This is a genomic window from Finegoldia sp. BIOML-A2, from assembly GCF_009678315.1.
GTDB classification, from domain to species: domain Bacteria; phylum Bacillota; class Clostridia; order Tissierellales; family Peptoniphilaceae; genus Finegoldia; species Finegoldia magna.
Window position 1 is genome coordinate 55,940 of the sequence record NZ_WKZE01000004.1, and the last position, 12,301, is coordinate 68,240.

Annotated in this window: 9 protein-coding genes; all 9 read right to left on the reverse strand. The window is 29.7% G+C overall.

Translation table 11 applies throughout. The features are described from left to right. The 9 genes from GKF99_RS05135 to GKF99_RS05175 all read right to left on the reverse strand — a co-directional run bounded on the left by GKF99_RS05135 (position 1) and on the right by GKF99_RS05175 (position 12,201). Positions 1-618: a hypothetical protein gene (locus GKF99_RS05135; RefSeq protein WP_154271813.1), complete on the reverse strand. Its 618-nt coding sequence runs from the start codon at positions 616-618 to the stop codon at positions 1-3. Beyond that, on the reverse strand, positions 618-2,426 hold the full coding sequence (gene pulA, locus GKF99_RS05140; protein WP_154272793.1) for a type I pullulanase: 1,809 nt from the start codon (positions 2,424-2,426) through the stop codon (positions 618-620). The genes GKF99_RS05135 and pulA overlap by 1 nt, the downstream gene beginning before the upstream one ends. 9 nt (positions 2,427-2,435) lie before the next feature. After that, positions 2,436-4,529 (reverse strand): glycogen/starch/alpha-glucan phosphorylase, encoded by a 2,094-nt coding sequence (locus GKF99_RS05145; RefSeq protein WP_154272794.1) that lies wholly within the window; start codon positions 4,527-4,529, stop codon positions 2,436-2,438. Next, positions 4,526-5,950: a glycogen synthase GlgA gene (gene glgA, locus GKF99_RS05150; RefSeq protein WP_094207308.1), complete on the reverse strand. Its 1,425-nt coding sequence runs from the start codon at positions 5,948-5,950 to the stop codon at positions 4,526-4,528. Before glgA ends, GKF99_RS05145 begins: the two co-directional genes overlap by 4 nt. Positions 5,951-5,960: 10 nt before the next feature. After that, positions 5,961-7,073 (reverse strand): glucose-1-phosphate adenylyltransferase subunit GlgD, encoded by a 1,113-nt coding sequence (glgD, locus tag GKF99_RS05155; RefSeq protein WP_154272795.1) that lies wholly within the window; start codon positions 7,071-7,073, stop codon positions 5,961-5,963. A 9-nt stretch (positions 7,074-7,082) separates the two neighbouring features. Next, entirely contained in the window at positions 7,083-8,222 is a 1,140-nt protein-coding gene (locus GKF99_RS05160; protein WP_154272796.1) for a glucose-1-phosphate adenylyltransferase, read from the reverse strand. 8 nt (positions 8,223-8,230) lie between these two features. After that, positions 8,231-10,135, reverse strand: coding sequence for a 1,4-alpha-glucan branching protein GlgB (glgB, locus tag GKF99_RS05165; RefSeq protein WP_154272797.1), 1,905 nt, complete (start codon positions 10,133-10,135; stop codon positions 8,231-8,233). 38 nt (positions 10,136-10,173) lie between these two features. Then, the gene (locus tag GKF99_RS05170; protein ID WP_094207312.1) at positions 10,174-11,793 is read right to left on the reverse strand and encodes an MBL fold metallo-hydrolase; all 1,620 of its coding nucleotides are present in this window, start codon (positions 11,791-11,793) and stop codon (positions 10,174-10,176) included. 81 nt (positions 11,794-11,874) lie between these two features. After that, positions 11,875-12,201, reverse strand: coding sequence for a YerC/YecD family TrpR-related protein (locus GKF99_RS05175; RefSeq protein ID WP_094207313.1), 327 nt, complete (start codon positions 12,199-12,201; stop codon positions 11,875-11,877). Positions 12,202-12,301 lie beyond the last annotated feature (100 nt).

A 12,301-nucleotide genomic window follows, 5' to 3' on the forward strand; every position in this document is an offset into this window, starting at 1 on the left:
CTATTGATAATAAATTAAACCTTTGTACAAAGACTTTTCCTTAAACCATTTTTCTAAATCATACACTCTCTTTGTCCCCCAGTTTGAGCATTCAATTTTCCAACTATCATCATAATAAATCGAAGTTATCGTAACCCAATGAAATTTAACATCAGGATTTTTGTGATTCAACGTCAACATCAAAACTGGATATCCATTTGCGATTGCGCCAATAATATATGTCACTATATTTCTGATATTCCAAGTAAAATTGTAGTTTTGTACAACAAGGTTCGCTCCGTTTTTCTTAGCGTACTTTCGAATAGCACTGTTCATTGGAAATAAAAATGGAACGCCATATAGTTTAGGTTTAACAAATGTAGATAACTTGTCAGCAAATTTTATATAATCAGTCTTATTTATCGGACTGCCGATAAAATTTTCTGGAACTAACTTAGCATATTCTTTTTTTGTATTTGCAATGTAGATAAGAAAATTTGTGATGGCAATTACTGAACAACCTTTTTTAGTAAGATAGTTTGAATGCAAAACATCTTCAAACCATTGTTGATCTCCACCAAAGAAACCTTCTATACTCAAAAATTTATCTACATCTTTAAGTTCATATCTAGTATCCATTATTTCTCCATACTTATTGAATATACCCCGCTTTTTCTCTCCCCAATCAAAATTACATTTCCGCTTACTTCTGTTTCAATTATTTTCTCATCAAAAATCTTCGTGCAATTTACAAAATATTTAAAATAATTGCTCAAATCAAATTCGAATTTTTCTCCTGAATTTATAAAAACAAGCAAAAATCCTTTATCATTTTTAATACTAAAACAAATACAAAAATCATTTAAATCGTAAAATTTGATTTTGTTTCTAATCTCATTTTCATCTTTTAGATTAAATTCTGAATGTATTTTTCTAAATTCAATTAACGATTTTACATATTGATATATTTCATTGTTATCATATTTCAACTTCCAATTCACTGCATTAATATCAAGAGGTAGATTATAAGTATTTTTAAGCATCCATTTACTTCTCAAAAACTCATTTCCACAATGGAAAAATGGTATCCCTTGACTTAGCATTATCAAATCAAAACAAAGTTTTGTAGATGTTACAATATCTGCATTTGTTTTAAGTAATTTATCTTGAAGTATTAAATTATCGTGTGAATTAAAATAGTTAATAGATTCATTAGAACTTTTGCAAAACCCACGTCTTTCTTCGTCATAGTAAATTGATCCACAAATTCCTACTTCCAAACTAATTTTATCTACATTTTTTTGAACAAAACCTGTAGAAATATCATCGTTATCACCTTTAATGGCATTTCTAAAAAAAGGATTGAATAACGCATAATCTTTTCCTTTTTGACTACCAAAAGTGGTTCTTCTGTTTTTTGGTAGTGGAGATTCATCTGCCATCCATGGCTCTCCGTAAATAATTACATTATCATCTTCTTTTCGAAGTTCACTTACGATTTTATCAGTTGTTTCTGAATCTATCAGAGCCATCAAATCAAATCTGAAACCATCAATGTGAAATTCTTTTTGAAAATATAATAAGCTATGAATAATAAAATCTCTCACAAATTCATCTTCTGTGTTTAATTCATTACCAACACCAGATCCATTTGTAAAATCTCCATTATTATCGCGTCTATAAAATTGTGGATAAATCAAATTAAATGGATGATCTTTATTTCTAAAAGTGTGATTATAAACCACATCCATAATCACACCGATATTATTAGCGTGTAAAGTTTGAATCATTTTTTTCAATTCAAAAATTCGATTCTTTGGATTTTCTGGTTCTGTAGCAAAGCTACCTTCAATACAGTTATAATTTTCAGGATTGTAACCCCAATTGTAATTATCTTCAGAAAATTTTTCTGAATTTCTCTCATCAACCCCCACAAAATCAAATACAGGCATTAAATGAACATGTGTAATGCCCAAATTTTTTAAATGATTTATTCCTGAAACATGATTTTCTTCTACCAGTCCCAAAAATTTTCCGCGATACTTTTCATCAACTTTGCTAGAAATATCTGAAGAATAATCTTTTATCGACAATTCATAAATTATAGCTTCATTCCTATTTGCTATTTTGTATTGTTCATCGATGAACCCTACTGGATTTGTGGAATTCAAATCTACGACACATGACTTCAGGCTATTAATTGATGAAGCTTTGCAAAATGGATCTACAATTTCAAACTTTTGATCAAGCTGATATTTGTAATAAACTCCTTCCAAATCTCCCTCAACCTTAACTTCAAAATATCCACCACTTTTTTTCATATCAACAGATTTGTATCTGACATCATCGTAATTTTCGTACAACAATAATTTTACACTAGTTATTTGCGGAGCATAAATCTTAAAAACTGTATATTCTTTGTTATAATTAAACCCTAAATCATACATTTATAACTCCTAAACATCCTTTAAATAGTTAATTCCGAATTTTTTGGATATTTCCATATTTTTAATCATTAAATCGTTCCACAAATTTTCATTCAAATACGATTTTTGAATTTTTTCATTAACTTCCACAAAATTATCAAGAGAATTTATCACGTTAAAACTATCGTTATATTTATAAATCAAATTATAAATCTCATAAAATTCATCTATGAATTTTTTGTTTTCTAATAATTCGATATTTTTTAATATAAAATCCATACAACTGGATTCTGTATTTGCGAAATTTTCTTCATCAAACTTGATTACTCCAATATCTTTTAATCGACTCATATTTTCATAAACATTGGAATTACTTGTCAAAATAATTGAACCGTTATTCATAAATGCGTAAGGATATGTGTTTGAAATATCGAAGTTTTTGTATGGTATATAATTGAAAACATCACAAGCTTTGGCGAAATCTGGCAATTGATCTAGCATAATATTTTCGACAAACACTAATTTTATTTTTTCTTGAATTAGCTTATCCGAATTAATTATCTTAGATAAACCAAGACACAAACTAATTGTTTTTTTACAAAACAAATAATCAAACGAACTCATCCCTCCAATAAAAAACGTCGTAGGAGTAATTATCGTATTCACATTATCTTTTAGTTTTAAGTACAAATACAAAATATAAAAAACATTTAGAGCTTGTCTCTTACCCTCGTGAAAATCTGATAATTGCATATTAAAAATGCTCTTATCATTTATATTTTCTAAACTGTACTTTTCTACAAGTTTTTTCTTATATTTTAGTTTGCTAGAATACAAATTATCACATTCCAGACTTTTATAGAATAAATCGTCGTTAAACCCATAGGTTTCCGTCACAATTTTAACTTCAACGTGTTTGGTGATATCCACATATTTGCTATTTAATAGATATTTTTTCTGATAATCAGACCCAACCATTATAGAATTTGTTACGAAAGCAATAAGATTAAAGCAATCTAGAAAATTGTCTTTGATAATTTGTGCATACCCATTTTTTTGTGCATTTTCATTTAGCAAACAGATAATATTTTTAATATAATCAAACTGATACAAAAATCTCAAATCCATTAATTCAAATGACTCTCTGTGCAAATTAATATTATAATACATGAAAATTTTATTAGATTTTTCCAAAGCTTTTTCAAAATCATATCCAAAATCCAATAATTTTTGCAAGAATGCGATTATTACCAGTACAACATTTGTTTCAACGATATTAATTTGAATATGGTCTTCGATATTATCTGGATTTTTGAAAAATTTGATTTCGTCATTAAATATGTCTTCCACTATTGAATCTGCAAGAAATTTTTGTTGCAAGAATTTAATATACTTTCCAAATTCATCAATCTGAGGTGTGTAAACAAATTGGCAAATTGAGTCTAGTTTGTTTTCCTCAGAATAAATCTCCTCAATTTTTCCGCGAATAAAATTTTCGTAATTAAGATTGGGGCTAGCTTTCGGTGCAAATAATCTGATAAAATTCGTATTCCTATTTATATAAGGAATATCGTATATTCGTGATTTAATTTTATTATTATCTAATTCTATGTCGTATTCATTAGATCTTTTAAAAACGACGCTTGTTTTTGGATTATTAAATATTGTCTCAATTTGATTTTCATCGACTATTTGTTGTTTAAACTGTGAATTTTTGTAAAAAATAGAATACACTTTACAAAACTTTCCTTGTTTTGAAAGTTTCTCAAACAAATCTACTGAGAATCTTCCTATATAACTTTGTCCTAAGTGCAGATCATTGTCCATATTTACAATATCTTCATATTTTTCTTTTAAAATTTTTTGTAATGGAGTTTTTAAATTGAGTTTTTCAATATAATCTTCAAACAAATTTTCTACCATTAGTTCAAACGACACTATATATGTTCTATAAGATTTGTTAGTAGTCATATTTGTGTATTGTTCAGAAATAATTTCTTTAATTACTTCATTTAATGCTATTCTAATTTCATAGACATCCGCATCTTGAAGATCGACTAATGAGTTATACGATAATTTTATCTGCAATAGCTTTCTTAATCGATCTTCGGAAATATCAATCATTTAATGATCTCCTCATAAAGTTGGATGTATTCTTTTGCAGATTTTTCCCAATCATTTTTTGACTTCATAGCATTTTCTTGAATTATTTTGAAATCATCATTGTAATAAAAAGATATTGCACGTCTCAGTGTGTACAAGAAGTCATGCGCGTTGATATTTGTAAAGGAGAATCCATTTCCTTCTTTGCTAAATTCGTTAAATGATTGAACAGTATCCCTCAATCCTCCAGTTTCACGCACTACTGGTATTGTCCCATACCTCATAGCAATTAATTGAGATATTCCGCAAGGTTCAAATATTGATGGCATCATCAAGAAATCTGCTCCTGCATAAATCTTGTGTGATTCTTCATTATTATAATAAATATTTGCTTTTAATTTATCTGGGAATTTCCACTCATAATATTTGAACATTTCTTCATAAGAATAATCGCCTGTACCCAAAATTATCACTTGTACATCTTCCGTCGTCAAAAACTCATCCATAATGTATCTTACAAGTTCAAGCCCCTTATTTTCAACTAATCTAGTAACCATGGCGAATATAGGCACATCTTTTTCTTCCAAACCGTACATTCTTTGTAATGCTTTTTTGTTCACGGATTTATCTTTGATATTTTTCAGTGAGTAATTTTTAAATAAATATTTGTCTTTTTCTGGGTTCCAAATAGTTGTATCAATTCCATTTGTAATTCCAGATATTTTGTAGTGATATTGTCTGATAACACCATCCAAACCCTCTCCAAAAAATGAGTATTTTATCTCATCGGCATAAGTTTTAGAAACAGTTGTAACTTTATCGCTAAAAACTATCGCACCTTTCATAAAGTTAATTGCATCGTAAAATTTCAATGCATCTTCAGAAAAATACATAGGTGATAAATCTGTTTGTCTAAGTGAATTTGAACTGAATACACCTTGATATTTTAGGTTGTGAATTGTAAAAACAGTTTTGATAGATTCGTAGAATGGATCACCTTTAGCAAAATCTCTAGCATAAACATTTACCATTGCTGTGTGCCAATCATTGGAATGGATAATGTCACAATCAAAATCGATATATCTTAACAATTGAACACAAGCTTTAGAGAAAAATACGAATCTTTCACAATCGTCATTTTCTCCATACACATTATCTCTGTTAAAATAATCTTCATTATCTAAAAAATAAAATTCCACGCCTCTATGAATGTATTTGAACACACCAACATAATGATGTTTAAAATCTAAATCTACATAAAAGCTTCCTTCAAATTCAAATTTTTTTCTGTATTCTTCATTTATCAATTTGTACAAAGGGATGACCACTTTTACATCATGACCTTGCTTTTTCATCTCAAGTGGAAGTGTCCCTGCTACATCTGCAAGTCCACCAGTTTTTATAAATGGATCAGCCTCTGCTGCACAATATAATATCTTCATTTACATTCCCCTATTTATCTTCTAGTATTGCATTCTTTTTTAATTCGTACGGATAATTTGGATTGCCAACCGCAGTTACATTTTCTTTTATCAAAACTCCTTTATCAGTAATAGTATTTACAACTACTGCATTTTTTTCTATAACAGTTCTCTCGAAAATAACGGAATTTTTGATAACAGAACCCTCTTGAATTTCTACGCCTCTAAAAATAATTGAGTTTTCTACTTTACCATCTATTTTGACTCCGTTTGCTATCAATGAATTTTTCACACAAGCAGAATCACCATACAATGCTGACGGCTCGTCTTTTGATTTTGTTAACAACAATCCATTTTTGAAAAATACATTATTGTAAATATCGGCATTCAATAATTTTAAATTCGCATCGTAAAATTGAGTCAAATTTCTGATTACCTCAACATATCCGTCAATCATGTACACACCGATTTTTAATTTATCCAAATTGGAAATAATAACATCAATTAATTCATTAGAATTAGAATTTTTAGCTGCATCGTGAATCAAATTCAAAAAGACTTCTTTTTTCATGTAACCAATGTTAGTCATCAAATTAAATTCATCATCGACTCCTTGATTCGTTCCTATGCTGATTAAATTGCCTTCATCATCCAAGTTTAATCTAGTCTCACCGATGAATAATCCCGTTGCATTGTCCATCTTTTTGCAGAACAATAATATGTCCAAATCTTCTTTTATAAATCTATCATGAGAAGCCGAAAAATCTTCTCTAAAAATAACCATTGGATCGTAGAAGTACAACTCATCTTCTTTTGATTTCAAATAAAAATCTTTAGTTTCATTATAAGCTATAATTTCCTTACCTGCATTTTCAAAAGTTGGAGGAAATATAACAAGTCCATTTCGTCTTCTGTTCAATTCGTAACTTTCACCATTTCCCAAGTGATCAAGAGTTGACCTCATAATTTTGCCACCATACAAAACAACATTTGAAAATTCATTGTTTGCAAAGTTACTTAAAGCAATATCTATAATTCTATATCTTGCTCCATAAGGAAGCATATATTCTGGTCTGGAATCTGTTAAATATCCAAAATCTTGTCTACTTTTTCCACCGTATATAATTCCGATACAATTTTGCATAAATTCCTCCTAACACTCTTCAATTCCATCTTCGCTAACCAAGAAGATTTTGTCGGAGTTTTTTTCACCAATTACTTGATTTTCTTCAATAGTCATGGACTCTGCGACTACACAGTTGTAAAGTTTTGCACCTTTTTTGATAACGGTATCGCTTAAAATAACAGAATCATGAACTTCTGCGTTCTTTTCTACAGTTATCGAAGAAAACAAAACGGAATTGTTCACATTTCCGTAAATCAAACAATTTTCATTAATTAAAGATTTTTTGACCTCTGCAACTTCATCAACATAATGAGGGGGAAGATTTCTGTTTTTTGTGTAAATTCTCCAATTAGTATCGTACAAGTCAAGTCTATTATCAGGATTTAATAAATCCAAATTGGCCTGCCAATAACTTCTTACAGTTCCCACATCTTTCCAGTAGCCATCAAATTTCCATGCAAAAACATTTAGTCCATCATTTATAATCTTAGGAATTATATTCATTCCAAAATCGTGTTTCGAATTCTTATCTTCATTGTCTTCAATCAAATAATTTTTTAAAGTATGCCAATTGAAAATATATATTCCCATAGAAGCCAAATTACTTTTTGGATTTTTTGGTTTTTCTTCAAATTCAACAATTCTTCCGTCTTCATCAGTATTCATAATACCGAATCTACTAGCTTCACTCCAATCTACTTCCATTACTGCAATTGTAAGTTCGCTATTCTTATCCTTGTGATATTTTAAAATTTTATTGTAATCCATTTTGTAAATATGATCACCAGATAAAATCACAACATATTCTGCATCTAATTCATCCAAGTAATTCATATTTTCGTAAATAGAATTGGCTGTACCTTCATACCAATTACCACCACTTTCTGTGGCAAATGGAGATAAAATTCTTAAACCGCCAGAATTTCTGGATAAGTCCCAGCTGGATCCATTTCCTAAATGTGAATTTAATTTGAATGGTTTGTATTGTGTTAAAATACCTACATCTCTTATATCTGAATTTGCAGCATTACTCAAAGCAAAATCAATTATTTTATATTTTCCACCAAATGACACTGCTGGTTTTGCAACATTTTTTGTCAATGCTTTTAGTCTTGAACCTTGTCCTCCCGCTAAGAGCATAGCGACAACTCTATTTCGCGCCTTCATACGTCCTCCTATTTTATATTGATATTTCTAAGTTTATTTAATTTTATAAACATCGCAGAAAATGGTTCTATATCAACTTTGATAGAAAATTTTCTGTCGTTGTGTCCGTTATTTTTGGAATAATAAGGTTTATTCCTTAGCAAATTACCACCATATTTTTTCATTGAAGAGTTAAGTACAACTGAATAAAGCGCATAACAATCGACACCTACAGGATATTTCTCTCTTTTTACAGGTGTGAAATTAAAAATACAAATAATTTTTTCGTTTTTAGAATTTATTCTCTCGAAAATAATTAAAGATTCATTTGCATTGTTCACATCTTCCCATTGAAAACCTGAATAACTAGTATCCAAATCACAAAACTCGTTATTATCTCTGTAAAATTTATTCAAATCTTTCATGAAATGTTTTAATTGTTGATGTTTCTCGTATTCCAAAACTTCCCATGTGATATCTTTGTATTCATTCCACTCATCAAATTGTCCTATGTCATTACCCATAAACAAAAGTTTTTTTCCAGGATGAGCAAACATAAACGAATACAAAAGTCTTATTTGATCGAATTTTTCATCGTAAGTTCCATGCATTTTACCAATCATTGAATTTTTCATATGAACTACTTCGTCGTGACTAAATGGAAGGATGTAATTTTCATTAAAGGCGTACATTATCGAAAAAGTTAATAAATTATGATGGTCTTTCCTGAAGATTGGATCCATCTTCATGTATTTGATTATGTCATTCATCCAACCCATATTCCACTTAAAATCAAAACCAAGTCCATTTTCTTCTACAGACTTCGTAACATTTGGCCATGAAGTTGATTCTTCTGCAATGACAAAAGCACTTGGAAATTCTTTTTTGATTGTTTGATTTAATTTTTTAATAAATTCGATAGCTTCCTTGTTCTCATATCCTCCATCTTCGTTTTTGATATCTTTTCCAGCAAAGTTCAAATAAATCATATAAGCAACTGCATCAACCCTTATTCCATCCAAATGATAGTATTTGAGCCAAAATAATGCAGAAGATATAAGAAAATTCACCACTTCTTTTTTTGAAAAGTCAAAGTTCAACGTTCCCCATTGATCATTATCAGCTAAGTATTGGTCAGATTTTTCGAATAAATTACTTCCGTCAAATTTTCTAAGTCCAAAATCATCTCTACAAAAATGAGCCGGCACCCAATCCATGATAACTCCAATATCATTCTGGTGTAATTTGTCAATCAAATACATCAAATCTTTTGGACAACCAAATCTAGATGTCGCTGCAAAAAACCCCGTAAGTTGATATCCCCATGATCCATCAAATGGATGTTCCATTAAGGGCATAAATTCAACATGTGTGTAATTCATTTCTTTGAGATAAGATACAAGTTCATCTGCTAATTGAAAGTAGGACAGGTAATTATCATCATGTTTTCTCCATGAAGAAAGATTTATTTCGTAGATACTCATAGGACTGTGAAATATATCAGTTTTTTCTCTTTTTGTGAGCCATTTTTTATCATTCCATTTATAGCCATCAATGTCATAAACCTTGCTTGCTGTTTTAGGTTTTAATTCGCTATGAAATGCAAATGGATCCGCTTTATATAAAACTTCTGAATCTTGTGTTACTATTCTGTACTTATATGAGTCAAAGATTTTAACATCTCTAATACAAATCTCCCAGATTTGTTCGTCGTGTAATTTTTGAAGCGGAAGAGAATAATCGTCCCAATCATTGAAATCTCCAACCAAATTTACGTGCTTAGCATTAGGAGCCCACACCAAAAATCTGGTGTAGGTTCCAAATCCATCTGAGTAAATATGAGATCCTAAAAATTTGTACAAATTATTATTGTTTCCTTCATGAAACAAATATACATCCGTTTCATTATTTCCCTGATAAAAATATTTTTCCATATTTTCTCCCAGCTATTTAATTAGCCTTTTATATAGACTTATTCTCCAGTTATCATGTTTATTGTCATGATTTTATTCTTCAAATCTAAAATTTGATTGTTAAGTTGATTATATTCTTCAGAATCCATATTATTATGGTCGAATAATTCTTTATTTTCATACAATCGATCGATTTTTTTCTTTATCTTTTCTAATTCGGCATACAAATCATTATTTTCTCGGTTTGTAGATATTTCTTGTTCTATATTGTAATTTCCCGCTTCAAATTCTTCTGTTGAATAAATTTTTGGGATAACAGCCTCAACATTATACTTTTCTTTTAACAAATTAGATAAAGTTTCTGCTCCTTCATTTTCACCATGTGTTATGAAGATTTTCTTAGGCTTTACTTTCATATTGTCTACAAAATCCATAAGATTGTTTTGATCGGCATGACCTGAAAATCCGCCCAAATTATATATTTCAGCGTTGACTTTTATTGTTTCGCCAAAAAGTTTAACTTCATCTATACCATCTAATAAAATTCTTCCAAGTGATCCTTGAGCTTGATATCCAACAAAAACAACTGCGTTTTTTTCATCCCACAAGTTGTGTTTCAAATGGTGACGAACACGTCCAGCTGTAGCCATTCCGCTAGAAGAAATAATTACCCTAGGGAATTTTACGCTATTAAGCATTTTTGATTCGTCTACATTTTTAACGTAATGTAAGTTTTCGAATTCGAATACATTATCCCCACTTGAAATATAATCCTTTGCTTTTTGATTAAACAAATCAGTATTTTTCATAAATGCTTTTGTCGCTTCAAGTGCCATCGGACTGTCTACATATACTGGGACTTTCTTTTCATAATGATTTTTTATTTGATAATCATAATAACTGTTTAGTTCATAAATAATTTCCTGAGTTCTTCCAACCGCAAAGCTAGGAATGATTACAGTTCCACCTCTTGATGATACTTTTTCAATTATCTCTATTAAAGAATGTACACTTTCTTTGTAAGGTTCGTGAATTCTATTACCGTAAGTGGATTCCATAACTAAATAATCGCAGCCAGATAAAATTTCTGGATTGTTTAAAATCGGATTATTTGAAGTTCCTATATCTCCAGAGAATATAATTTTAGTAGTTTTGCCATTTTCAATGATAAATATTTCAAGACTTGATGAGCCAAGCATGTGACCGGCATCTCTGAACACAACTCTTATGTCTTCGTTTATTTTTACAACCTCATCATAGAAACGTCCTTTAAACAATGAAATACAACTCATTGCATCAATCGTGGTGTATAAAGGAGTCAGAAGTGTTTTCCCAGATCTTTGTCTTTTTCTATTTTCCCATTCTACATCACTCTCTTGAATCTTCGCACTATCCATTAACATTATTTCTGCCAAATCTTTTGTAGCTTTTGTGCAATAAATTGGTTTTCTGAATCCATTTTTATATAAAAGAGGAATTCTTCCCGTATGATCAATATGTGCATGAGTCAAAAGCATAAATTCCACTTCATTAAAGTCTATTTCATCATGGTTTTTTTGTTCTAACTCTTTACTTCCTTGGAACAATCCGCAGTCAACCATAAATTTGTGTTTTTCAGTCTCCACAAGATAACAAGATCCTGTTACCTCTTGTGCAGCTCCTAAAAATGTAATTTTCATTAAATCACCCCTTATTTACTATATACCCAAAATGTTATATCATAGTAAAATATCCGCAAAATAAAGTTTGCGGATAAAAAGTTATTTTTGTTTTCTTTTTCTTTTTTCTTCCAAATTTCTTGCTATTAAAGTATCTAGTACAAGTTCATAACCTTGAGCACCGTTTTGTAAAGATCTATTAACTCTACTAATGGTCGCAGTAGACGCGCCAGTATCTTTTTCAATTTCGCTATAAGTTTTTCTTATTTTGAGTAATTTTGCTACTTCTAATCTTTGTGAAATTGAATGTAACTCTCTCATTGTGCAAACGTCTTCAAAAAAACGTTGTAACTCCTCTTTTCCGTTTAACATCATAATTGCATCGAAAAACTCATTTAATGTGTTATCCTTGATATTAATTTCCGCCATAGTTTTACTCCTTAAAATTTTTTTGGGTAACCTTTACCCATCAATAAAATATAATATAATGCATTTGATAATTTAAGTATACACGCTTTTTCTAACTAAA

Excerpts from the sequence above, each read along its gene's own strand:
- pulA (WP_154272793.1), bottom strand. The coding sequence starts at position 2,426 with ATGTATGATTTAGGGTTTAATTATAACAAAGAATATACAGTTTTTAAG.
- GKF99_RS05175 (WP_094207313.1), bottom strand. The coding sequence starts at position 12,201 with ATGGCGGAAATTAATATCAAGGATAACACATTAAATGAGTTTTTCGAT.
- glgD (WP_154272795.1), bottom strand. The coding sequence starts at position 7,073 with ATGCAAAATTGTATCGGAATTATATACGGTGGAAAAAGTAGACAAGAT.
- GKF99_RS05170 (WP_094207312.1), bottom strand. The coding sequence starts at position 11,793 with ATGAAAATTACATTTTTAGGAGCTGCACAAGAGGTAACAGGATCTTGT.
- GKF99_RS05160 (WP_154272796.1), bottom strand. The coding sequence starts at position 8,222 with ATGAAGGCGCGAAATAGAGTTGTCGCTATGCTCTTAGCGGGAGGACAA.
- GKF99_RS05135 (WP_154271813.1), bottom strand. The coding sequence starts at position 618 with ATGGATACTAGATATGAACTTAAAGATGTAGATAAATTTTTGAGTATA.
- GKF99_RS05145 (WP_154272794.1), bottom strand. The coding sequence starts at position 4,529 with ATGATTGATATTTCCGAAGATCGATTAAGAAAGCTATTGCAGATAAAA.
- glgA (WP_094207308.1), bottom strand. The coding sequence starts at position 5,950 with ATGAAGATATTATATTGTGCAGCAGAGGCTGATCCATTTATAAAAACT.
- glgB (WP_154272797.1), bottom strand. The coding sequence starts at position 10,135 with ATGGAAAAATATTTTTATCAGGGAAATAATGAAACGGATGTATATTTG.